General features: G+C 64.5%; 25 protein-coding genes and 1 other annotated feature. Of the genes, 3 read left to right on the forward strand and 22 right to left on the reverse strand.

Annotated elements, in window-relative coordinates; all coding sequences use genetic code 11:
• Positions 1-56: 56 nt before the first annotated feature.
• Both BW934_RS03715 and BW934_RS03720 read right to left on the reverse strand, forming a co-directional pair.
• Positions 57-704, reverse strand: a complete 648-nt coding sequence (locus BW934_RS03715) for a cation efflux transmembrane domain-containing protein (protein WP_076345221.1) — start codon at positions 702-704, stop codon at positions 57-59.
• A 13-nt stretch (positions 705-717) separates the two neighbouring features.
• Complete coding sequence (locus BW934_RS03720) at positions 718-1,164, reverse strand: hypothetical protein (protein WP_076345223.1); 447 nt, start codon at positions 1,162-1,164, stop codon at positions 718-720.
• Positions 1,165-1,347: 183 nt separating this feature from the next.
• On the opposite strand from BW934_RS03720, the gene BW934_RS03725 reads away from it, so the two are divergent.
• Positions 1,348-2,046, forward strand: coding sequence for a lytic transglycosylase domain-containing protein (locus tag BW934_RS03725; RefSeq protein WP_076345225.1), 699 nt, complete (start codon positions 1,348-1,350; stop codon positions 2,044-2,046).
• A gap of 39 nt (positions 2,047-2,085) precedes the next feature.
• Here BW934_RS03725 and gpr read toward each other — a convergent pair whose 3' ends face one another.
• On the reverse strand, positions 2,086-3,117 hold the full coding sequence (gpr, locus tag BW934_RS03730; RefSeq protein ID WP_076345227.1) for a GPR endopeptidase: 1,032 nt from the start codon (positions 3,115-3,117) through the stop codon (positions 2,086-2,088).
• Positions 3,118-3,244: 127 nt separating this feature from the next.
• Between gpr and rpsT the strand changes: the two genes are divergently transcribed.
• The gene (rpsT, locus tag BW934_RS03735) at positions 3,245-3,532 is read left to right on the forward strand and encodes a 30S ribosomal protein S20 (RefSeq protein ID WP_076345229.1); all 288 of its coding nucleotides are present in this window, start codon (positions 3,245-3,247) and stop codon (positions 3,530-3,532) included.
• A 60-nt stretch (positions 3,533-3,592) separates the two neighbouring features.
• Here the strand turns inward: rpsT and BW934_RS03740 are convergent, their stop codons facing one another.
• The 5 genes from BW934_RS03740 to BW934_RS03760 all read right to left on the reverse strand — a co-directional run bounded on the left by BW934_RS03740 (position 3,593) and on the right by BW934_RS03760 (position 8,760).
• Positions 3,593-3,877, reverse strand: coding sequence for a small, acid-soluble spore protein, alpha/beta type (locus BW934_RS03740; protein ID WP_076345231.1), 285 nt, complete (start codon positions 3,875-3,877; stop codon positions 3,593-3,595).
• 36 nt (positions 3,878-3,913) lie between these two features.
• Entirely contained in the window at positions 3,914-4,924 is a 1,011-nt protein-coding gene (holA, locus tag BW934_RS03745) for a DNA polymerase III subunit delta (protein WP_076345233.1), read from the reverse strand.
• An 81-nt stretch (positions 4,925-5,005) separates the two neighbouring features.
• The gene (locus tag BW934_RS03750) at positions 5,006-6,187 is read right to left on the reverse strand and encodes an NAD(P)/FAD-dependent oxidoreductase (RefSeq protein WP_234969529.1); all 1,182 of its coding nucleotides are present in this window, start codon (positions 6,185-6,187) and stop codon (positions 5,006-5,008) included.
• Positions 6,188-6,301: 114 nt separating this feature from the next.
• Positions 6,302-7,825 (reverse strand): ComEC/Rec2 family competence protein, encoded by a 1,524-nt coding sequence (locus BW934_RS03755; protein WP_076345237.1) that lies wholly within the window; start codon positions 7,823-7,825, stop codon positions 6,302-6,304.
• Positions 7,822-8,760 carry a ComEA family DNA-binding protein gene (locus BW934_RS03760; protein WP_076345239.1) on the reverse strand — a complete coding sequence of 313 codons (939 nt, stop codon included), beginning with the start codon at positions 8,758-8,760 and terminating at the stop codon, positions 7,822-7,824. The genes BW934_RS03755 and BW934_RS03760 overlap by 4 nt, the downstream gene beginning before the upstream one ends.
• A 193-nt stretch (positions 8,761-8,953) precedes the next feature.
• Here BW934_RS03760 and mntR point away from each other — a divergent pair, with 193 nt between their 5' ends.
• Positions 8,954-9,403 carry a transcriptional regulator MntR gene (gene mntR, locus BW934_RS03765; RefSeq protein WP_234969531.1) on the forward strand — a complete coding sequence of 150 codons (450 nt, stop codon included), beginning with the start codon at positions 8,954-8,956 and terminating at the stop codon, positions 9,401-9,403.
• A gap of 26 nt (positions 9,404-9,429) precedes the next feature.
• On the opposite strand, the gene BW934_RS03770 is transcribed toward mntR, so the two are convergent.
• The 14 genes from BW934_RS03770 to alaS form a co-directional block, all read right to left on the reverse strand.
• On the reverse strand, positions 9,430-10,161 hold the full coding sequence (locus BW934_RS03770) for a class I SAM-dependent DNA methyltransferase (RefSeq protein WP_076345241.1): 732 nt from the start codon (positions 10,159-10,161) through the stop codon (positions 9,430-9,432).
• A gap of 6 nt (positions 10,162-10,167) precedes the next feature.
• On the reverse strand, positions 10,168-10,521 hold the full coding sequence (rsfS, locus tag BW934_RS03775; RefSeq protein WP_076345243.1) for a ribosome silencing factor: 354 nt from the start codon (positions 10,519-10,521) through the stop codon (positions 10,168-10,170).
• A 28-nt stretch (positions 10,522-10,549) separates the two neighbouring features.
• Positions 10,550-11,137, reverse strand: a complete 588-nt coding sequence (yqeK, locus tag BW934_RS03780; protein WP_076345245.1) for a bis(5'-nucleosyl)-tetraphosphatase (symmetrical) YqeK — start codon at positions 11,135-11,137, stop codon at positions 10,550-10,552.
• Positions 11,083-11,796 carry a nicotinate (nicotinamide) nucleotide adenylyltransferase gene (gene nadD, locus BW934_RS03785; RefSeq protein WP_076345247.1) on the reverse strand — a complete coding sequence of 238 codons (714 nt, stop codon included), beginning with the start codon at positions 11,794-11,796 and terminating at the stop codon, positions 11,083-11,085. Before nadD ends, yqeK begins: the two co-directional genes overlap by 55 nt.
• Positions 11,789-12,640, reverse strand: a complete 852-nt coding sequence (gene aroE, locus BW934_RS03790; RefSeq protein WP_076345249.1) for a shikimate dehydrogenase — start codon at positions 12,638-12,640, stop codon at positions 11,789-11,791. Before aroE ends, nadD begins: the two co-directional genes overlap by 8 nt.
• Positions 12,637-13,824 carry a ribosome biogenesis GTPase YqeH gene (gene yqeH / locus BW934_RS03795; protein WP_076345251.1) on the reverse strand — a complete coding sequence of 396 codons (1,188 nt, stop codon included), beginning with the start codon at positions 13,822-13,824 and terminating at the stop codon, positions 12,637-12,639. The genes aroE and yqeH overlap by 4 nt, the downstream gene beginning before the upstream one ends.
• Complete coding sequence (locus BW934_RS03800; protein WP_234969533.1) at positions 13,817-14,374, reverse strand: YqeG family HAD IIIA-type phosphatase; 558 nt, start codon at positions 14,372-14,374, stop codon at positions 13,817-13,819. Before BW934_RS03800 ends, yqeH begins: the two co-directional genes overlap by 8 nt.
• 86 nt (positions 14,375-14,460) lie before the next feature.
• Positions 14,461-14,640 carry a hypothetical protein gene (locus BW934_RS03805; RefSeq protein ID WP_076345253.1) on the reverse strand — a complete coding sequence of 60 codons (180 nt, stop codon included), beginning with the start codon at positions 14,638-14,640 and terminating at the stop codon, positions 14,461-14,463.
• A 120-nt stretch (positions 14,641-14,760) separates the two neighbouring features.
• Positions 14,761-15,480 carry an RNA polymerase sporulation sigma factor SigK gene (gene sigK, locus BW934_RS03810; protein WP_076345255.1) on the reverse strand — a complete coding sequence of 240 codons (720 nt, stop codon included), beginning with the start codon at positions 15,478-15,480 and terminating at the stop codon, positions 14,761-14,763.
• Positions 15,481-15,589: 109 nt separating this feature from the next.
• The gene (locus BW934_RS03815; RefSeq protein ID WP_076345257.1) at positions 15,590-16,555 is read right to left on the reverse strand and encodes a hypothetical protein; all 966 of its coding nucleotides are present in this window, start codon (positions 16,553-16,555) and stop codon (positions 15,590-15,592) included.
• 59 nt (positions 16,556-16,614) lie between these two features.
• A complete protein-coding gene (gene mltG / locus BW934_RS03820; protein ID WP_076345259.1) occupies positions 16,615-17,703 on the reverse strand; it encodes an endolytic transglycosylase MltG in 1,089 nt (362 codons plus the stop codon).
• A 4-nt stretch (positions 17,704-17,707) separates the two neighbouring features.
• The gene (gene ruvX, locus BW934_RS03825) at positions 17,708-18,160 is read right to left on the reverse strand and encodes a Holliday junction resolvase RuvX (protein ID WP_076345414.1); all 453 of its coding nucleotides are present in this window, start codon (positions 18,158-18,160) and stop codon (positions 17,708-17,710) included.
• A complete protein-coding gene (locus BW934_RS03830) occupies positions 18,150-18,425 on the reverse strand; it encodes an IreB family regulatory phosphoprotein (protein WP_076345261.1) in 276 nt (91 codons plus the stop codon). Before BW934_RS03830 ends, ruvX begins: the two co-directional genes overlap by 11 nt.
• A gap of 61 nt (positions 18,426-18,486) precedes the next feature.
• The gene (gene alaS / locus BW934_RS03835; RefSeq protein WP_076345263.1) at positions 18,487-21,126 is read right to left on the reverse strand and encodes an alanine--tRNA ligase; all 2,640 of its coding nucleotides are present in this window, start codon (positions 21,124-21,126) and stop codon (positions 18,487-18,489) included.
• A gap of 69 nt (positions 21,127-21,195) precedes the next feature.
• Positions 21,196-21,405, reverse strand: a binding site (T-box leader).
• Positions 21,406-21,497: the final 92 nt, after the last annotated feature.

Consider the following 21,497-nt stretch of genomic DNA (forward strand, 5'->3'; position numbering starts at 1 on the left):
GACCAGTATACCACGGGCGGCGACGACTCGCCACGGACTTCGCCCGCCCGAATGGCTCAGTGCGAATGGGAGTGCGTGTGCCCCTCTCCGGAGATGAACGCATCCATCGACTCCCAGGCCTCCTTGACGACAAAGTACAGGATTCCGCAGGCGGCCAGGGGATCGACCCACCACCAGTGGAACATGTCGTTACACGCGACCCCCGCCAAGAGCGTCCACGACATGTAGCCACAGGTGAAGGAACACATGGCGTCGCCGCACAAGGCAGGGCTGTCGAGCAGTTGGCCGTAACGAAGTTTCTCCACCGCCAGCCACGGCGTGATGACGCTGGAGGCAAGGGCGACTGCGAGTCCGAGCCAGGTGACGGACGGGCCCGTTTGCAGCCGAATGGCCTGCCCCGATTTCACAGCGACGTACGCCGCGAGCGCAAACAGGCAGAGGGCGACAAACGCGCTTGTCCACCGCTCCAATGGGTGGCGCCTGTCCATACTGGCGCCGGTGTGAATTTCCGCATACAGCCGCACCACGAGGAGCATGCCGCTCACGAGTTCAATCGCGCTATCGACGCTGAAGGCGGAGAGCGCCAGGCTGCCCGCGCGGTAGGCCGCGATCGCCGAGAACACGGCCTCGCACGTGATCCATCCGACCGAAAACAACTCAAGCTCTAAGGCGCCGCGCAGGCGCTTCTCGCGCAGAGATGGCATGGCGACCTCCGGGTCAGTTCGTATTCAAAAACAACGCGTTCAACACGCTCTTCAGCACCGAGCCAAACACATGGCTGACCTTTTGGCCTACGTAGACCCCGCCGGTGTCCATGGCGGCTGCGAGCGCGCTGTTGGCAGCGTCCTCTGGATCGGGCGACGGCCCGTTGCCCGCGACGACGACCGTCGGCGCAGGATTCGAGTACTCGAGCGCGGGCTGTTGGCCGGACAGGCCGGTAGGTGCGGGGACGTCCGCATTGAATCCGCCCGAGGCGCTGGGAACACCGACCGTGCTCGATCCGCCCGCAACCTGAACACTGGGAACGCTGGTGCCGAGATGGCTCATGATCGAGGAGACCACGCTGAACACGGTGCCGCTCGCACCCAAAAGCAACGTCAGGAAGATGGCGACGGAAATGCCCTGCTTCAGCCGCCGCCGCGCTTGCTGCCATGTCGTCTTCATCTGCGCTTCCTTCCTTCACGTAGAGTTTCTGTCCTCTACAGCCTACGCCCAATTGTCCAAACTTATGACGAAGGTAGGGGAGAAAGATGAGCAGGAGCCGACGACATGGACCGCGAATCGTTTGTCTGGGAACCAAGTTGAACGAAGCCGCCTCACGCGGCACGAGGAATGGAGGTGTTGTTCATGAACGGGGACCTCGTCACGTGGCCGCAGGCGGCAAGCGGCGTGTCGTACGCGTTGACGCCAGGCCCATCGCAGGGAGGAGCGCCCGACGCGCAGCAATCGTTTGCGGAGGCCTTCGCCCTGTACACGGCGGCCGCCGAAGCGCCTGCGGTGACGAGTGGCGCGCCTGCTGCGGAGGCGCCCGCGACGCCGCCTGCGGAAACGAGCCCGTCTTGGCCATCCTGGGCAGCGTGGCCGATGGCGCCAAGCGAAACCGCGCCGTCGCCCGCCGACGCCTCGTCACCCGCCGAGCCCGCCCTGTCCTCCGCACCGGCGGCATCCGCCGATGCCTGGAGCGCGCTCGTCGAGCAGACGGCACAGAAGTATGGCCTGCCGCCATCCCTGCTTCAAGCCGTGATGGAGCAGGAGTCGGGCGGAGACCCCAACGCCACGTCGCCCGCGGGCGCCATGGGACTCATGCAGCTCATGCCGGACACCGCTTCCGCTTACGGCGCAGTGAATCCGTACGATCCGGCCGAGAACCTCGACGCAGGCGCCCATTACCTGGCCGACTTAATCGCGCGCTATCGCGGCAACGTCTCGCTCGCGCTCGCTGCGTACAACGCGGGTCCCGGGGCGGTGGACGCGTATGAGGGCATTCCTCCGTACCCAGAGACCCAGGCGTACGTGCGCGACGTTCTTGCGAAAGCCGGCCTGTGAACCCGCGGGCGGCCGCGGGCAGGGACCCTGCGGGTACAGCTAGTGCGTGACGAGATCGGCATCTTCCAGCGTCATCGCCGGGTGCAGCGCCACGTTCATGCTCTTGGCGATGAGGTACGCCACGTTTTCCATGAACTCGTCGACTTCCTTAGGCGCCACGACGAGATTTTGCTCGAGGGGCTCCAACACTTCGCGCACGAGCTGCCATTTTTCCTGGCCGGACAACTGATCGAGCAACCGATTTGCCGCGTTGCCCGGCACCTGTCGGCCCAACTCGCGGAACACGAGCTCAATCGCGTCGCTCGCGATGGTCGCCGCGTCGACCACGGTCGGCACCCCGATGGCGATGACGGGCACGCCGAGCGCCTCCTGGTCGATGGCCTTGCGTTGGTTGCCCACCCCAGCACCTGGCTGTATGCCGGCATCCGACAGCTGAATGGTGCGGTGCAGGCGCTCGAGCGATCTCGCCGCCAGGGCGTCGACGGCGAGGACCACGTCGGGTCGAATGCGCTCCACGACGCCAAGCACCACTTCGCTCGTCTCGATCCCGGTGAGACCGAGCACGCCGGGCGCGAGCGCCGCGATGGACCGATAGCCTTCTCCATCGCCGAGCACTTCCGGCATGTAGCTGAACAGGTGGCGCGTCACGAACAGGCGATGGACAACCATCGGGCCGAGCGCGTCGGCCGTCACGTGCTCGTTGCCAAGCCCAATGACGAGCGCCGTTCTGGCTTCCTGCGGGAGCAGGCGCTTCAATTCGTCTGCCAGGATGCGCGTGAGCCTTTCCTCGAGGTCAAGGTCCCGACGGCGCATGCCTGCCGCTTCGATGGTCACGTACGTCCCTTTTCGCTTCCCAAGCCGCCGTGCCGCCAGCTGCGTGCGCACCCGCACCCGCGTGACGACGACGCCCTCGTGCTCCTCGCGCTCTTCTTCGGCTCCGCGAATCTGCCCGTCGCGAAGCGCCAACTCCCTCGCCTCCACCGCCAGATCCGTGCGTGGAGACGATCTCGACACGGGCAGGTGGCAAGGTTTGAGGCGGACCCTTCTCACGCGATTCCATGAAATGACCATTGGTCGCCCTCCCCATGTGTTGCGGTGGTCCCCCAGCATGTGTTACACTCTCTGTCGTCTGTAGATTGCCGCCCGGCCCGGTTTCCATGCCGATGCGTCGGCGAGTTGTGAAAAGCGAGGTGACATCATGGCCAACATCAAATCCGCCAAAAAGCGGGTATTGATTACGAAGCGCAATACGCTGCGCAACCGCTCCATCAAGTCGGCTCTGCGCACGCACATTCGCAAGTTCGAAGCGGCGTTCGCCGCCCAGGACGTGGAGGAAGCTCAGGCCCGGCTCCGCGCGGCGCTCCGCGCTCTGGACAAGGCAGCGACGAAGGGCGTGATCCACCGCAACACGGCCGCCCGCAAAAAGTCCCGGCTCACGAAGCGCCTCAACGCGCTGTTGAATGAGCAACAGGCGCAGCAAGCGTAAGAAAAAGCGCGGCGAGCGCATCTCAAAGGCGACTCTCGGGAGTCGCTTTTTATTTTGGCATCAGTTGTTTTGCCGCCCCATCAGCCGCTCCACATGGCCGTAGGCGAGATCGCGCTTCGCCAGCGCCACGAGCCTGGCCACCATCGGGCCGCCCAAATGGCCCCCGATTTCCCCCGCCTCCTTCGCCGTCATTTCGCCGTGGTCCTCGCCGTCCACATACGCCGTCCCGAGGCGATCCGCCACAAGCTTCGCAGCAGACGGTCGTTCGGGCGCCGTCCAAGGCACTTCATGGATTTGTCCGTCGGCGCCAATGACCTTCACACGCCGCCTTCCGCTGTCCTGCATGAACATCCCTCCCGTCACGCTTTGCACGCCTATTCGCTACTGTGCCCGGTTCTTTTGCGCCGTACTCGCAGCACGGGTGAGTTCCATGAGCGCCAGGTGAAGCGCGATGTCGGGCGCGAGCCGCCCGCGCTTCACATCGAACTCGGCATCGGCGAGCACGCGGACGAGCCTTGCCAAATCCTTCTGTCGAAACGCACCGGCCTGCCGCGCCGCCATTCGCAGCGCGTACGGATGCACGCCGAACTCCTTCGCGCGCTGCTCGATGTTTCGAGCGCCCTTGGCCAGAGCCATCAGGCGCACCTGGCGCGCCAACAGCGCAATGAGCGCAAACGCGTCATAGCCCTGGCGTGCGAGCCCGTCGAGGGCGTTGAAGACCGACATCACCTGCCCCTGCACGGCCCAATCGATCCACGTGAACACGCTGTCGTCCACCTGCATCGGCACAAGTTCCTCGACATCCTGGCGCGCAATCGGCCGCCCGCCGGCGTACGCCTGGAGCTTGCCAAATTCGTTGACCGCGAGCGTAAGCGACTGCGTGCGGCGCCACAACTCGGTGAGCGCGTCGTGCTCCATGAGCACCTCCTTCGCTTTCGCCAATCGCTCAAGCATCCGCAAGGCGTCGCGATCGCGGCTCGGCGTAGAACAGGAGATGACCGCGTGGCGCTTCGCCAGCTTTGTCACCCGGCGGCGCTCATCCAATTTATCCGAAGCCACGGAGAGCACGAGGGTGCGCATCGCCATGGGCTGTTCTAGATAGGCAGCCAGGCGATCCGCCTCGGCGCCAGAACGGCCGTCGGCCGTAAACACCGTGGCATTGCGCACGTAAACAAGAGGCCGATCGCCAAACAGGGAGAAGGAGCAAAGCTCGATTTCGGCGGGCTCAAATCCGTCTTCTTCGTAGTCGAACCGGAGGAGCGACGAGAAGTGGGAAGTCTGGAGAAGTGCGTCGCAAAACCAGTCAAACAGGCCCATTTCGCTCCCATGCAGGAGGTAGACCGAGGCAGGCTCGGCGTTGGTCAAGTGGTCGATGGCTTCGAAGATGTCCAAACAAACACGCCTCCCGGATCGAGTATACCCGATCCGAGAGGCGCCGCCAGCGGGCTCGGCCCGCCCGCGCAGTGGTCCGCGTCAAATGCGAACGACTTCTTTCCCATGGTTGCCCGCGAGGCGCAAGCCGCCCAGCTCCCACAGGTATTTCGCCTTGCTTCCCTCTTTCGCCAAAGCGCCCATCACGCCCTTGATAGGCACGCCGAGGAAGCTGCCCACGCCGACTTCCGAACCGAGCGAACAGAGCGTACCCCAGTCGCGAGGCTTGAACGGCATCATCTCGCGCCGCCGCTCGCGCAGGAGAATGTTCTTCGCCGCAAGCGGGCCCATCTGCTCCGCGTTCTGCGCCGTCGGTGGATACGGCCGCCCATTCTCGTCCTCCGCCCAAGCGCTGTCGCCCGCGACGAAAATCTGCTCATCGTCGACGGATTGAAGATACGCATTCACCTTCGCGCGGCCGCGCCGATCCACGGTGAACCCGGCCTCGGTCAAGAGCGGGTTTGCGCGCACGCCACCAGTCCACACGATGGTCCCCGCCTCCACCTTCTCGCCGCCGTCGAGGTGAATGACGCCCTCCGTGACTTCATTGATCTTTGCGTTGGTGCGCAGTTTCCCGCCCCGCTTCGTGATGGTCTCGACGACATACGGGCGGAGATGCTCCGCCACCATCGGCAGGATGGTCGGCATCGCCTCAATGCACTGGACGTCCACCTTTTCCCAAGGAATGTCGAGCTCCCTGCACAGCTTCGGCAGATACTCCAAAAGCTCGCCCATGAGCTCGATGCCCGTGAGACCCGCGCCGCCCAGCGCGATGCGGAGGTGGCGCTCGTCGCCGTCCTGCTTGTACAACCGGAACTGCTCATCAATGTGCCGGCGAATTTCCACGGCCGAGTCGAGGTTGGTGATGCTCAGGCTGTACTCTTTCAGCCCCTTGATGCCAAAGTACTCCGACACCCAGCCCAGCGAGTAAATCAGGTAATCGTACCCGATCTCGCCCTCCGTGGTCTTCAGGACGCGGCGCTCCCGGTCGATTCCGGTCACGGTGGCCACCACGAGTTCAGAGGTGTCCTTTCGCAAGACCTCCTTGATGGGGATCTTGTACTTGTCACCGACGTCTCGCCCGCCCGCCACCTCGTGCAAAAGGATGGTGAGATAGTGGTAGTCGTGGTTGTTCACCAGCGTGAACGGAACCCCTTGCCTGTCCAGATAGGCCGCCGCCATCATGCCTGCATAGCCCGCGCCAGCAATCACAATTTTGCTCATGAGCGTCCTCTCCAGTTCCCAGTTTGCTTCGTTTTTCTTTTCATGTCCGATCGCGCCATGCCGGACCGAACACTTCCATCGCACAATCATAGCACAACGGCGGTCGAATTCCACCTAACGGCGGCGATCCGGAAATCGAGCGTGCGCCACCGTGATCAGGCACGCCACGAGCGCCAGCGCGCATCCGAAGGACATGGGGGGCAGCGCCTGCAAACTCCCCCTCCACGAAGCGACAAAGTGAACGAACCAGACGATCGCGGCCATCGTCGCGCAACCCACATGGCTGATACCGATGGCCATCCAGGTGAGAGGGGGAACGGCCCAAAGGCAGGCCGCGCACGTCGCCAAGCCCCACAGCGCGATGAGCGGCATCAGCATTTCCACGGCGGGTTCGAGAAGCGCAGTGGTCACCGCGGCGTACGGCGTCCACTGGCGAAACATCCACCACAGAACGGGCACGAGATAGGCGTCCACAATGGCCGTCGTGATCGCCCCGCGGACGAGCGCAGCGCCCAAACGCGTGGCACGGCTTCCCCCCGCTCGTCGCGCTCTGACAGCCGCCTCTTGGGTGCCGCGCGCCCGGCGCCAGAGCGCCTCCGCTTCGCAGACCGCGAAAGCCGCGTAGAGGGACAAGAGCATGCTCGGCGTCAACAGGTCCGCAGGATCCAAGGCTCCGGCGCAGCCTGCCGAGGCCCAGAGCACCGTGTACCCTTGGACGCGCCGCCTGCACATCGCCGCCGCGATGGCGTACATCGCACCACACGCGGCTCGCAGGATGGCCAATTGAAAGTTGCAGATCCAGGCAAATGTAAACACCACGCCCAGCGCGTACACACCGTACGCCACACGCCGGTGCCTTGACCACGGCCGCGCGAGCCAACGCTGCCATGGGATAGCCGCCATTTCGAGCGCAAAGCCCACGTTGGATCCGCTCGCGACGAGCAGATGCGTCACGCCAGCGGCCAGGAAATCCGAAGACACACGCTGCGTCAGCTGGCCTTGTGCATCGCCAAACACCATGGAAAGCGCCAGTTGGATGAGCTCATGGCCGCCGCCGGGCGAAAATTTCTCCATATCCGCCTCAAGCGCCGCGGTCCATCGATCCCCGAAGCTCGGCGGTCGGTCGAGAGGATAGACTCGACCGACTCCCCGTACGAGGGGCGAGAGCAGGTCCATCGCTGTCGGTGCGCGGTCGGATGCCTCCCACATCCCCTTTCCTCTCACCCACTCGCCTGCCGCGACGCGTGCACCTCCTTCGGCGAACACGAGCGCCTGAAAGTGACAACGGCGTGCGGGCTCACCTTCTTGGCGCACGGCCACCAGGATTTCGGTTTGGCGGCGGGCGACCTTGACGCTCTGCACCTGGCCCGCAAAAACGTCCCACGCGCCGGGCGGCGCAAGAGGGTGAGCCGGTTGCCGCACGGACCACGCGCTGCCGAGCGCCAGGCCCACCGCGACACTGCACGCGCTGACAGCCAACAGGCGCGGCTTCGCGCGCCGCACGAGCGTGCAAAGTCCGGCCAGCGCCAACGCCAGCGCGGCGGTTTGAATCGCGGGCCGCCACCCCCAGACGTACCGGGTCCACTCCGCTGCGAGGAAGATCGCAATGGCCCACGCGTGAAGCCGCGTGCGGTTCACGGCCGCGCCTGACCCCCGTCCGCGTTGCCTCCCGCAGACCCAAACGTGATGAGATCTTTCCACTTGGCGAGCGTTTTCTCGCCAATGCCCTTCACATGGCGCAGGCTCTCAAGATTGGGAAATGGCCCGTGCGCTTGTCGGTATGCGAGAATGGCCTGCGCGCGCTTCGGTCCGACGCCGGGCAGCGTCTCAAGCGTCTCCATATCCGCCGTGTTGATGTTAATTTTCTGACCGGACGAAAGTTCGCCTTTGTGCGCACGGCCGCGCCCTCGCGCCGATGTTCCGGCGGGAGCGTCCGAAGCGGACACCTGTTGCAGCCCAGCGCCCATCTCCTGCACGTCCGACCGGGCGTCAACCTCACCCGCGCCCGCTGTGGTGCTCGGCGCGGGCACATCGATTTCCTCGCCGTCCCACACCAACGCCGCCTGGTTGATAGTCGACGCGTCGTCTGCGTGCCGCAGGCCGCCCGCAGCGCGGATGGCGTCCCGCACGCGCGATCCGGCAGGCAACGAGACGAGGCCGGGGTGAAGGACATCGCCGTGCACATCCACCTGTAGGGCGATCTCATTCGAGGCCTCGGTGTCCGCGGATGGCGCGGGTTTTGTCGCAGCGCTCGAGGCCCCCGCCTCTGGGGACGACGCGGTGGCCTTCATTGCCGCAGCGCGCTCGGAGCCAAACCATGCGGCGCCCGCGGCGAGCAAGATGGTCAGTCCCGCGCGCACGAAGCCTGACCATGCTCGAATCCAGGCGAAGCGAGGCACGCCCTCGGCGCGAGCCCCGCCGCCCGGCGCGAAGGCGGCCTCGCCCGGCGCGACGGCGTGCACATCCCTTTCTTCGAATTCCCAATCGTCCTCATGCGCAGGCAGCGAAATGGGCCAGGCCCCTTCGGCGACGAGCTCCCCCGACTCCCCGGGCTTCTGTGTACGATCCGTCATCGCGACCATCCTCCCTGAGCATCGATGCCCAGGGATTCGCCGCAAACGAGGCGAACGCCTGTTTGCTCGAGGCGTTGTTTCTCGCGACTTTGGAGAAGCGCTGCCGGTGGATTTCTCACCGTCATGTGAATATCTTGCCTAAGAAGGGGCGTTGCCGAGCCTTTTCTGGGTCGTGTACAATCGAGGCAACGGTATGGGGAGGTTGAACGCGTTGCTGACGCCCAGCATGGAGGACTATCTGGAGAAGATCTATGAGCTGATTCACGAAAAGGGGTACGCGCGCGTCTCGGACATCGCCAACTCCCTGGCCGTACAGCCCAGCTCTGTGACGAAGATGTTGCAAAAACTGGATGAGAACGAATATGTGAGTTACGAGAAATACCGCGGCATCGTGCTCACGGCGCGGGGACACAAGATGGGGCGCCTGATGAAAGAACGCCATGCGATGCTGGCGGACTTTTTGCGGATGCTCGGAGTCCAGGAAGATACCTTGCAGAAAGACGTGGAGGGCATCGAACACCACGTGAGCCCAGCCACGCTGGAGGCGCTGCAGTCGCTCGTTTTGTTCCTTCAGGCTCATCCAGACGTGCTGAGCTCGTTTCTCGCGTATCGAGAACAGGCGAGCGAGCGCCCGTCGCCCTAAACACACAACGCGCTTCGCGCCGCAAGTCAGCCGCCTGAACGTCGCTTAAGCAGCCACGAGATCCGGTCTGCGTCCTGGAGCGGAGACGCCCCAAAGTCGCCGGTGACCTCGACGACATCCCATCCCGTGCGCGCGAACAGGTCGGAGAGCGTCTCGGCGTCCCAATAGCGCTGCACGTGCTCTTCCTCAAATCGGACAAACAGTCCTTCTTCCTCGTCTACGGCCACGAATCCCAACACGCGGTGCACAATCGTCTCGCCGTCGACGTCCGTCTCGTGCAGGACGGCGAGGTCGTCGCGCACATCATGCCAAACGCCGCCGCGCAGGGCCTCGATGCGCCGTGGACCGAGCGTGTCGAGCGCCCACACGCCGCCCTCCCGCACGCACGCCCCGATGTTGCAAAGCGCGCTTTCCATATGTTCGCGGGTGAGCAAATAGTTCAACACGTCGGTCGACGCAAGGGCGAAATCGGCCGCCTCGGGCAGTTCGAGATCGCATAGATCCGATTGAATCCACCGCACATTCGGCAGATGACCCCATCTGTCGAACGCGACGGCCAGCATGTCGGGCGAGGCGTCCACCGCATAGACGATCTCGGCGCGCTCGGCAAGCCAGGCCGCCATGACGCCCGTTCCGCAGCCGAGATCGACCGCCGCGCGAACCGGGGACAGGCGCCGCGATAGCGCGCTTTGCCACGCTTTGTACACGGTTTCGCCCATCAACGCGTCGTACCAAGGGGCAAGATGCTCGTATGCCATAGCCGCTCAGTTGGCCTCAATGGGGATCCATTCGGCGTCGCCCCACAGGCGTTCCAGATGATAAAATTCGCGCTCCTCGGGTCGAAACACGTGCACGACCACATCGCCAAAGTCGAGCAAGACCCAGCGCGCCTCGTCCAATCCCTCGATGCCGCGGCAGGTGACGCCCATCTCGGCGAGATCGTCGCGAACTGCGCGCGCCACCGCTTCCACCTGCGGGCGGGAGCTCGCGGAACAGATGACGAAGTAGTCCGCAACGGGCGTCAATTGCTCCACATTCATCACCACGACATCGGTAGCCTTTTTGTCCAAACAGGCCGTGGCAGCTCGGCGAGCGATTTGCTCGACGTTTGCATTCATGCACATGCCTCCCTCGGATGATGCCGTTTTATGCCTTGTTTCGAGCTTGTTTGAGCAGCTCGTTGCGCGCCGCTACCGTGCTCGCGTCCATCTCGAAGCCGCGATCGAGCGCGTAGCGCAGGGTCGACTCGAGCGCCGCCAAGGTCGCAGCCTTCAAATCCGACTCGGCAAGCGCCCGAAGGTGGTCCACACCTGGGTAATCCCGCGATGGCTCGATGGCATCCGCCACAAACAGCACCGCCTCAAGCGGACGCATGCCGGGCCGGCCTGTCGTGTGGTAGAACACCGCGTTCAACACGTCCGCATCGTCCACACCATATTGTACACGGGCGATGTCCGCGGCAACCGGGCCATGGAGCAGGATGGGCGCATCAAGCCACGCGGCCGGCACGTCGAGCTGCCGATCCCGCATATACGCGAGCAGCCGATCGCTGGGCCACTCTCGGGAGAGATCGTGCAGCCACGCAGCGAGCTCGGCGCCGAGCACGTCGGCATCGAAGCGGCGCGCCAACCTCACCGCCGCCTCCACCACGCCGAGGACGTGCCGATAGCGCGCTGGCGTCAGCGACTCGGCGAGGCGCTGCCGAAGGTCATGGATGATGTTCCCCCGCTGCATTCGCGCGTCATGCCTCCTTTCGGCCCCTCGCGCCAAATCGCGAGGACCGGGTCCGGCACAAGGCCGCACACGTCGAGCTCGCGGTCCAGCCGATCCCGCACCCAGGTCGACGATACGTCGAGCATGGGCATGTCGATCACGTCCATCTGCAGATGCGGCAGGCGAGCGCGGGCGGTGGCCGCCGCCGTGTCGAAATCGTAGCCGGGCCGACGGGCGACGACGAAGCGGACCATCTCGCACAGCTCTGCCGCGCCGTGCCACTCCGGGAGGTGCTGCAGACTGTCCGCGCCGAGCAGGAAGAGAAAGTGGACGTCGGGATGAGCCCTGATGAGCGCCCGCAGGGTGTCCACCGTGTAGGAGGGCTTTGGCAGCCGATTCTCCACGTCGGTCACGCGCATATGCCGCCTCGCGCCAAGCAACGCCTCCACCATGCGATACCGCCATGCAAACGTGTCCACGCCGATCTCCGCCTTGTGCGGCGGCTTGGCGGCCGGCATCCACCACACCTCATCGGCGCCCATTTGCTCATACGCGATCTGGGCCATCGTGAGATGGCCGACGTGCGGCGGATCGAACGTGCCGCCAAACAGCAGGATGCGCCTCTGCCCCGTGATCCGTTCATCATTTCCACGAGTATAGCACATGCCGCCCTCACCCATGGCGATCCGCCTCTTCCCGCTCGAGCGCCTCATACACCGTGCGGCGCATGACCTCCACGGGCGCGGCGCGATCGAGCCACCACTCGTACGCCTTCACGCCTTGCCAGACAAGCATGGAGGCGCCGTCCACCGTCGTGGCGCCCCGCGCCTCGGCTTGGCGAAGAAACGCGGTGTGAAGCGGGCGGTAGACGATGTCCTGCACGACCTGACGCGCGTGAAAGCAGTCCGGCGACTCGACGGGCGACTCGCCGCTTCTCGGCCACATGCCGACGGGCGTGCACTGCACCACGAGGTCCGCCTGCGCAATCGCCTCGTGCCGATCCGCCCACGCCGCGTATCTCACCCGCAGCCATGAGCCGTAGCGCGCCGCGAGCGCGTCGGCCTGCTCCTGCCGCCGGCAGCAGATGGACACCTCGCTGCCTGGCCGCTCCTTGGCGAGCGCGGTCAGGATGGCCTGCACGCTGCCCCCGGCCCCGAGAACGGCGACTCGAAGCGCGCCCTCGCCCACATGCGGAGCGACCGACGCCCACCAACCGCCGACGTCCGTGTTGTGCCCCGTCGCGCCGGATGGGCTGAAGCGGACCACGTTCACCGCCCGAGCCATCTCGGCCACTTCCGTGCGCGCCTCGACCCAATCGTAGACACCCAGCTTGTGAGGGATGGTGACGTTGATCCCGACCGCGCCAATGGCGCGGAGGCCGCGCAGCGCGTCGACGAGATCGCCAGGTTCCACCTCGAAGGGCAGATAGACGGCCTCGACACCCTGCGCGCGAAACGCCGCGTTCATCATGGCAGGCGACAAGGAGTGCCTGATGGGTCTGCCGATCACGCCGAACAATTTCACCGCTCATCACCCCCGTGGGAAGGTGGGCGCCGATGCGCGAGCACGCCGACGAGCCTCGGGCGGCTGGAAAGCTTCAGCCATGCGGGCGCCTCGATCCGCGCGAGTGTTCGCCGTCCCGTCCAGGCCACCCAGCCGAGCCCCGGCAACACGATGTCGGCACCCCGCTTGCCGAGGGAGAAATCCGCATCGCGCCGAGGCGGAGAGGCCAAAAGCCACGTGCGCGTGTCGTTGAACGCGTCCGCGCACGCTTCGCACGGGACCTTGAGCAGGTCGAAGCGGTGTTCCGCAAAAAACGCGTCGGCCCGCTCCCGCTTGGTGCGATGGACCGGGAGATCGTTCGCGACGTACAAGACGACACTCTGGCGCTCGCCGCCAATGGTCTCGAGCCGGACGAAGCCGCCCAAGAAAAGGGCTTGTCCCGGGTTCAATTGATACACGCGCGGGCGCAGGCGCGTCCGCGGCACAACCCACTTCAAGCAGTCGCCACACAACCGCTCGATGACGCGCGAGGTGTACATGAGCCCAGGCGTGTCGACGAGCTCCACCTCTCCATACGGCCCTTGGATGTGCACGCTCGACATGGCGAGCGTCGTTCCCGGCCGTCGAGACACAGTGAACGGCTGCTTCCGCTCCGACAGCTGCTCGATCATCGCGTTCAGGAGCGTCGACTTGCCCACGTTGGCCATGCCGATCACGTAGACTGGGCGGTGGACTTCCCGCGCCACGCGGTCGGCCAACCGAGGGACGCCGCGCCGCTTCTCCGCGCTGACGAACGCGACATCGACGGGCTCCACGCCGGAGGCGCGCACCTCATCCCGGATCCAGTCCGCAAGCGCCTCGTATTCCACATCCGCAGGAAGAAGGTCCACCTTGTTGACCACGACCACGACGTCGCTCGATGCGACGAACCGGCGGGCGCTCGGAATCAAGCTTCCGGCGAGATCGAACACGTCCACTACGTACAACACAAGCCCTGGGCGATCGAAGATGGCCCCGACCTGACGCTGATAGGTCGCTTCATCGACGACGACGGGTGCAAATTCCCCGTAATGACGAATGCGGAAACAGCGCCTGCACAAAACGTCTTCGCGATCCCGATGGCTCTCCGGGACATACCCAGGCATTCGCTCGTCTTCCGACTGGAGCACCGCTCCGCAGCCCACACACACGCGCGCCTCAGTCATTCCCACGCCTCCTGTCTGAGTCCACCTGTGGGCGCCGCAATCCCCGCGCCTCCAGGCGCCGCAACACCACGCGCTCCGCCATGCGCGAAATCTTGGTGCCCCACCACTCCACCGAATGTTGTGGGAGCACGAGGATGGCGTACATACCGAGCCGTTTCGCGCCTTGGATGTCCGTGAACAGCTGGTCGCCGATCATGGCGGCAGCTTCTGGAGGCATCTCGAAACGGCGGAGCGCCTGCAAGAACCCCCGCGACTTGGGCTTGCCCGCGGCGGATACCGCGGGGATACCGCACAGCTTGGAAAACGCTCCGACGCGATCCTCGCCATTATTGGAGAGTATGCACACATGAAAGCCGCGCGCGTTCACGTCCCGCAGCCACGCTGCGAGCTCCGTTGGGACGTCGGGGTGATTCCACGGCACCAGGGTGTTGTCCAGATCTGTGAGAATGAGGCGAATCCCCCGCCGCCAAAGTGCGTCGAGATCGATATCATAGATAGATGCCACGTACTCGTCCGGCATGAGCCGCGAGAGCCAGGCCAAACTCCTCACCCGATTCCATGCGTCGTTGTCCGTACCCTTTGATAACAGTTGCATATGATACCATACACGCGGACACTGGCGCCAGGGACTCGAGATCAGGCGTTTCGGGACAACAAGCTTTCAAGAGGCACGACGACCAACTTGTCGGACGAAGTCACGAGCTCGTCCGGGACCGCCTGGTACGTGATGAGGATGTCGCGCATTTCTCCTGCGCGGGGTCCGTAGCGCTCGTGGAGAATTGGCAAGAACGCATCCAACGCGTAGTCATACGCCACACGGGCATAGCTCCACCACGCTTGAAAAGAAACCCAAAACTGGCGAAAGGCCTGCTCACCGGCCTGACCCACCCCTGCCACACGCGAGCCCGCAGCCCGCCACGACGGGCGGGCTCTCGCTCAGGCGTCGGCGTTCGAACTCGCCGATTTGCGCTGGCGCATGCTTTCGTACAGCTTCACAATTGCCTTTTGCTCAATCCGAGACACATAGCTGCGCGAAATACCCAGTTCCTTCGCAATTTCCCTCTGCGTGCGTTCCTCACCGTCCGGCAGCCCAAATCGCTTACACAACACCTCCCGCTCCCGCGGTGCGAGAAGCGGCAAGCACTCGAACATCTTCTGCTTTTCCCAGGACATATCCACGGCGTCGATCACGTCGTCCGGGTCGGATCCCAGCAAATCCGCGAGCGTCATCTCGTTGCCGTCTTTGTCAGTCCCGACGGGATCGGACAGGAACGCGTCGCGGCGATGCTTCTTGTTGCTGCGCAGGTACATGAGAATCTCATTTTCGATGCAGCGCGCGGCGTACGTCGCCAGTTTGGTCCCCTTGTCGGGCCGGTAGCTCTCGACAGCCTTGATGAGCCCGATGGTGCCGATGGAGATGAGATCGTCCAAATCTTCACCGGACGACTCGTATTTCTTCGCCAAATGCGCCACAAGACGAAGGTTGTGCTCAATCAACCGGTTGCGCGCCTGGCCGTCTCCCGCGAGATAGGCGCGAATCGCCTGCTCCTCCTCTTCGGGAGTGAGCGGATGCGGAAAAGCGCCCTGCTTGACATACGAGACGAAAAGAGAGACGTCCTTGAGTACCAGCGCCAACAACGTCAGCAAGCCGGGCACTTGGTCCACCTCCAGCCGAGATGCGTTGCATCCAAAGCTTTATGCGGAGGGGACAATAAAACTGCCATTTGCGGGGAAAAAGACGGTGACGGATCGACCGCAACCAGGGTCACTTCAAGGCGTCCGGTTCGCACAAGGGGACGCGGACGATGGCACACGACGCGTCTTCTTGTTCGAGGGCGACGCTGCCCTCCCACGCGCTCAGCCAGAGGAAGGCGTCCGCGAGTCGCGCAGGATCCGGGTGGCCGCGACCGTACCCCACCTGCACGCAGAGACACCCGGCGTCCACGCGCACGGCGACGCGGTCCGGTTGCTCCTCCATCCGAGCCAGTGTCGCACACACCAAGCGCAGCAGTGCAAGGAGCAGCGACCGTTCCTGCGCGGAACAGGAGGAGACATCGCCGACGTGGCAGGAGGCACCTGGAACACATGTTTTCGCTATCCTGCGGATGTCGTCGGCCAACGAAGCCCCGTCATTCGTGCAGCGCAGCGTGCTTTCCGCGTCCAGAACGGCGAGTCGCCAGCCGAGAGCGCCGAGGCGCTTCCACCCCTGCTCGCCGCGCCTGGATTCCGCGAGCAGCCGCGTCGCGCGCACCCCGAAGTACAGCATGACGATGGCAAACCCCGCGATGGCCGCCTCCATCGGGGTAAGACGCGTCGTCAGGACGAGACTTAGCCCGAGAATGATGTAAAGTACCGTGTTCGCCACGTCGCGGGGGCGCAAAACCGCGGCGACGTACCCCAAAACGGGCCAGAGCAAATCGGTCGCGTGATTCGGAGGCGTGTCTCCCGCGAACAGAAGCCCCAAGCACGCGAGCATCGCCGCAATACTCACGTACGGGGCCAGGCGGTGCCCCGCCCGTCCCGTCAGCACCAGCACCACCGCGGCCTCGGCGAGCACCATCGATTCGTAGTACAGGCGGATGACGAGCGGTCCGTGCGCGAGCGGAAGGAAAACCACCAAGATGGCCAACGCGGCGACCGCGCGCGGCACCCAGTGCGTCCAGTCCGCCCACGTGCGGCGAACATCAGCTCGAATTTGCCGAAACACGCCCAGAAGTTTCTTCCTCTTCATGCGCCTATCATAGCAAACGCGCGACACCACGACAAAGACAACCTAAAAACAGCCAGGGCCTAATGCCCGCTTGTGGCATCGGCCCTGTGCTTCAGATTCTGCTCGCGCAGCATCTCGTTGTGCAATTGTTGGCTGTAGGTTTCCGCGAAGTAGTGCTCTCCCGTGCCATTGCCCTTGGCCACGTAGTAAAGGTACTTGGTGTGCGCAGGATGAAGCACCGCTTCAATGCTTGCCAAGCTTGGGCTGCAGATGGGCCCAGGCGGCAAGCCGTTGTACAGGTACGTGTTGTACGGGTTCTTGGCATCCATGATGTCCGCATCGGTGACGACCGTCAGGTGCCGGCCGATGGCGTAGTCGACCGTGGCGTCGATTTGCAGCCGCATGCCGAGCTTCATCCGGTTGTCGATCACGCTCGCAATGAGCGGCCGCTCGGACGCGACCTCGGCCTCATTTTCCACGAGCGAAGCCTCCGTGATGGCCTCGTTCAGCGTGAGTTGGTCCTTGCGCATCGCCGCCTCGTTTTCCGGCGTCAATACGCGCGCCGCAAAATCGTTCAGCATCTCGTTCACCACGTCGACCGGGTTTTCATTTCTGTAAAACTGGTACGTATCGGGAAACAGGTAACCCTCAAGTCGATAGCGAACATCGCGCCGCCCCGCAAGTTGCTTCAGGAACGCCTGATGGTAGTCGTTGGCCTGAACCGCCTTGAGAAAGGCGGCTTCGCTGCACACGCCATCCTGTGCGAGCCGCGCCGCGATGTCCACGATGTCATATCCCGGCGGAATGGTGACGTTGACCACGTCAGGCACCGTCTCGCCCGTCGTCATCTGTTCGTAGATTTGGGCCGCCGACTCATCCGCCGAGACCGCGTACGTGCCGGCCAAAATGGGCCTTTGCCCGTGCAGACGCCCGTACAGCCGAAACGCGGTGGCGCTGCGCACCAGGCCCATCGCTTTCAGCCGGAGCGCCACCGTCGCCACCGTATCCCCGGGTTTGACTTCGAACCGAACGAACGGGGCCCGAGCGGACACCGGCCGGAGGGCACCGCGAAACCACGCGCCGAAACTCAACACGCCCACGACCACAAGCGCCAAGGCCGCAAGCCCTATCCACAGGCCGCGCCTCGCGCTTGATGGCTGGTTCGACATATTGTCACCTTCCAACGTCCGGATTCCCTTCCGGCTCCGAGCTCGCGCCATCCGCCTGCCGGCGCGACTTGAGATAGTCCTCCAGCAAGACCTGTGCCGCGGCGGCGTCCACGGCGGCCTTGCGCTCCCTGCGCCTCACATTCTGCTCGATGAGCGCGCGCTCCGCGCTCACCGTGGTCAGCCGCTCGTCGTACAAATCCACCGGCAAGCCTGTCCGCGCGGCCAGCAGGCGCGCGAATTTCTCCGCGCGCGCCGTCATGTCGGACGGCTGGCCCGACATGTGCAGCGGCCGTCCCACGACGATCCGCCCCACCTCTTCCCTGCGAGCCACAGCCGCCACGTCGTCCGCTGCCTGCCGGTCCGACTGGCGCACAATCACGCCGTACGGCTGTGCGATGATGCCCAAGGGATCCGACAAGGCGACGCCGATGCGCCGCTCGCCGAAGTCAATCGCCATCGTTCGCATCGCCGTACAGTGCGGCATACGCCCGCACGAGCTCCTCGATGAGGTCGTCTCGCTCGATGCGCCGGATGGTATTGCGCGCATCCATATGACTCGTGATGTAAGCCGGATCGCCCGAAATGAGGTACCCGGCAATTTGATACACGGGATTGTACCCCTTTTCCTTGAGGGCGCGGTATGCAACTTGAAACGCGCGCCGCACCTCGGGATTCCCTGACTTCGACGCAAACCGCATCGTGCTGTCAAAATCTTGTCCCACTGCCCGCACCTCGCTCGGGCGTCTGCAGACGCCAAAAAGTCGCTCGTCCCTTACTTTCGAGTCAGTGCGCCTGATTTCCTGCGACCTGCTTCAGAATCTCTCCGACCTTCTGCACGGCCTCGCCAAGCTTGCTCGCATCGCGTCCGCCCGCCTGCGCCAAGTCCGGCCGTCCACCGCCACCGCCGCCTGTCACCGCGGCCACCTGTTTGACGATCTCGCCCGCATGCAGCCCGCGCGCCTGCCAATCCTTCGACACGTACGCCACAAACTGCACCTTCCCGCGGTAGGCGGAACCTAGCACCACGACGACCGAGTCGACGCGAGCCTTCACTTCGTCGACCAGCTGCCGCAGCCCGTCCATGTCGAGATCGGACAGCGCGGCGCGAATGACCGGGATCCCGGCCACCGTCTCGACACTCGCCACGAGCTCCTCCACGCGCGCGTGCGCCAGGCGCGCCTTGGCCGACTCGAGTTCCCGCTCCAGCTCGCGTACCTCCTGCACCACGCGCTGCGCGCGCTCCACCACCGTGGTCACGTTCGTCTTCAACGCATCCGCCACCTGGCGCAGCCGCTCCTGGCGCTCCCGCGCCACCTGATACGCGTAACGACCCGTGACCGCCTCGATGCGCCGCGTGCCGCTCGCGATCCCGGTCTCCGACGTGATGAGGAATTGGCCAATGACGCCCGTCCTAGGCACATGGCAACCGCCGCAGAGCTCGATGCTCTCGCCCGCCTCGACCACGCGCACGCGCTGGCCGTACTTCTCGCCGAACAGCGCCATCGCGCCAAGCGCCTTCGCCTCGTCCAAGTCCATCTCGCGAATCCTCACGGCGTGATCGCGCCAGATCTCGTCGTTGACGCGCCGCTCCACCTCGGCCAGTTCCTCATCCGTGAGCGGCCCGAAGTGAGAGAAGTCAAACCGCAAACGCTCCGGCTCCACGAGCGATCCGGCCTGGGCCACGTGCGTCCCCAGGACGTCGCGCAGCGCCTTGTGCAAGAGGTGCGTGGCCGTGTGGTTTTTCACGATGTCGCGCCGGAACGCCTCGTCCACGTGCGCGCGCACGCTGTCGCCCTGAAGCAGCGAACCGTCGACGACGCGCACCCGCATGACGTGCTGGCCATGCGGCGCCTTCTGAACGTCGAGCACCTCCGCCTTGCCGTTCTCGCCGACGATCTCGCCGCGATCGGCCACCTGTCCGCCGCTCTCTGCGTAAAACGGCGTGACATCGAGGATGACCTGCCCCTCCTCGCCGATGGCAAGCCCGTCGACGCGATCCCCGTCCTTGAACAGGCCGACGATGCTCGCGTCCACGGTCAACTCGTCGTAGCCGACGAAGCGCGACGGCTCGGTGAACGTCTCGAGCGCCCCGCGCTGGCTCTGCATGCCCTCCGCCACCTGGCGCGCCTCGCGGGCCCGCGAGCGCTGTTCCTCGAGCTCGCGCTCGAATCCGTCTCGGTCCACCGTCAACCCCGATTCGCGGGCGATCTCGACGGTGAGATCGATGGGGAAGCCATAGGTGTCGTACAGCCGGAACGCCGCTTCGCCCGCCAGCACGGTCTCGCCGCGCGCCTTCAGCTCGTCGATCATGCGGTTCAAAAGCTCCTCGCCCGCGGCGAGCGTCTGCAAGAACCGCTCCTCCTCGGTCCGGACAACCCGCTCGATGAGCGCGCGCTTTTCGCGCACCTCGGGGTAGTCGTCGCCCATGATGCGGTCCACCACGCCCACGAGTTCGTACAAGAACGGCCGTTCGACGCCGAGCTTGCGGCCGCTGCGCACCGCACGGCGCAGGAGGCGGCGGATGATGTACCCGCGGCCCTCATTCGAAGGAAGCACGCCGTCGCCGATGGCGAACGTCACCGTGCGGACGTGATCGGCAATAATCTTCAGGTGGACGTCGTCCTCAGCCGATCGACCGTACGGGCGCCCCGCGAGTTCAGCGGCGCGATCGATAATCGGCCGGAACAGATCCGTCTCAAAGTTGTTCGAGACGTCCTGCAGGATGCTCGCCAAGCGTTCCAGGCCCGAGCCCGTGTCGATATTTTTCTTGGGGAGCGGCGAGTACGATCCGTCAGCGTTTTTATTGAACTGCGTGAAGACGAGGTTCCAAATTTCGAGAAACCGATCGCAGTCGCAGCCCGGCTTGCAGTCGGGGGAGCCGCAGCCGTAGGCCTCGCCGCGATCGTAAAAGATTTCCGAACACGGACCGCAAGGCCCTTCGCCGATCTCCCAGAAGTTGTCCTCCTTGCCGCGGTAAATGCGGGACTCGGGCAGGCCGACGCGGCGATGCCAGACCTCGAACGCCTCGTCGTCCTCCTCGTGAATGGTGACGGAGATGCGCTCAGGATCAAGTTCCAAGACACCCGTGAGAAACTCCCAAGCCCAGGTGATGGCCTCGAGCTTGAAGTAGTCGCCAAATGAGAAGTTGCCGAGCATTTCAAAGAACGTCTGATGCCGCGCCGTGTGTCCCACTTCTTCGATGTCATTCGTGCGAATGCACTTCTGGGCATCGACGATGCGCGGCACTTCGGGAATCTCGCGACCATCGAAGTACGGCTTCAGCGGCGCCATGCCCGCGTTGATCCAGAGCAGTGTCGGATCGTCCTTCGGAACGAGCGGGAAGCTCGGCAGTACCATGTGGCCGCGCTCGGCGAAAAACGCTTTAAACGCGCGGCGAATTTCTTGTCCAGTGAGCGATTTCATGCTCCCTATCCTCCTCCGGCGCATCGCACTTCGGCTGTGTCCTTTTGCACGAAAAACCCCCGCCCCACCATCAGGGACGGGAGTTTCCCGCGGTACCACCCTGCTTACAGGCTCATGCGAGCCTGTCGCCTCTGGCGCTGTAACGGGCACACCCGGCGTGCTTTGCCACACGCGCTTGGAAGTGGCTTCGAACCGGTTGCCTTGGGGCAGCTCGCAGCCATAGGCCACCCTCTCTGAGCAAGGCGCGCCGGTTCTACTTGTCTTCCGCATCGCTTTGTCGTCGATTTTTGATTGTATCGGGCGGGCCAAGGCCTGTCAATGCGCATCAGGGCGCGGCGTGTCAAGTTGTCGCAGGGGGGACCGCATGGGAA

The sequence above is a fragment of the Alicyclobacillus vulcanalis genome (assembly GCF_900156755.1).
Lineage (GTDB): Bacteria > Bacillota > Bacilli > Alicyclobacillales > Alicyclobacillaceae > Alicyclobacillus > Alicyclobacillus vulcanalis.

Bases quoted from the DNA above. Each gene is read 5' to 3' on its own strand.
- BW934_RS03715 (WP_076345221.1), bottom strand. From the start codon at position 704: ATGCCATCTCTGCGCGAGAAGCGCCTGCGCGGCGCCTTAGAGCTTGAG.
- BW934_RS03720 (WP_076345223.1), bottom strand. From the start codon at position 1,164: ATGAAGACGACATGGCAGCAAGCGCGGCGGCGGCTGAAGCAGGGCATT.
- BW934_RS03725 (WP_076345225.1), top strand. From the start codon at position 1,348: ATGAACGGGGACCTCGTCACGTGGCCGCAGGCGGCAAGCGGCGTGTCG.
- gpr (WP_076345227.1), bottom strand. From the start codon at position 3,117: ATGGTCATTTCATGGAATCGCGTGAGAAGGGTCCGCCTCAAACCTTGC.
- rpsT (WP_076345229.1), top strand. From the start codon at position 3,245: ATGGCCAACATCAAATCCGCCAAAAAGCGGGTATTGATTACGAAGCGC.
- BW934_RS03740 (WP_076345231.1), bottom strand. From the start codon at position 3,877: ATGCAGGACAGCGGAAGGCGGCGTGTGAAGGTCATTGGCGCCGACGGA.
- BW934_RS03750 (WP_234969529.1), bottom strand. From the start codon at position 6,187: ATGAGCAAAATTGTGATTGCTGGCGCGGGCTATGCAGGCATGATGGCG.
- BW934_RS03760 (WP_076345239.1), bottom strand. From the start codon at position 8,760: ATGACGGATCGTACACAGAAGCCCGGGGAGTCGGGGGAGCTCGTCGCC.
- mntR (WP_234969531.1), top strand. From the start codon at position 8,954: ATGGGGAGGTTGAACGCGTTGCTGACGCCCAGCATGGAGGACTATCTG.
- BW934_RS03770 (WP_076345241.1), bottom strand. From the start codon at position 10,161: ATGGCATACGAGCATCTTGCCCCTTGGTACGACGCGTTGATGGGCGAA.
- rsfS (WP_076345243.1), bottom strand. From the start codon at position 10,521: ATGAATGCAAACGTCGAGCAAATCGCTCGCCGAGCTGCCACGGCCTGT.
- yqeK (WP_076345245.1), bottom strand. From the start codon at position 11,137: ATGCAGCGGGGGAACATCATCCATGACCTTCGGCAGCGCCTCGCCGAG.
- nadD (WP_076345247.1), bottom strand. From the start codon at position 11,796: ATGGGTGAGGGCGGCATGTGCTATACTCGTGGAAATGATGAACGGATC.
- yqeH (WP_076345251.1), bottom strand. From the start codon at position 13,824: ATGACTGAGGCGCGCGTGTGTGTGGGCTGCGGAGCGGTGCTCCAGTCG.
- BW934_RS03815 (WP_076345257.1), bottom strand. From the start codon at position 16,555: ATGAAGAGGAAGAAACTTCTGGGCGTGTTTCGGCAAATTCGAGCTGAT.
- mltG (WP_076345259.1), bottom strand. From the start codon at position 17,703: ATGTCGAACCAGCCATCAAGCGCGAGGCGCGGCCTGTGGATAGGGCTT.
- ruvX (WP_076345414.1), bottom strand. From the start codon at position 18,160: ATGGCGATTGACTTCGGCGAGCGGCGCATCGGCGTCGCCTTGTCGGAT.
- alaS (WP_076345263.1), bottom strand. From the start codon at position 21,126: ATGAAATCGCTCACTGGACAAGAAATTCGCCGCGCGTTTAAAGCGTTT.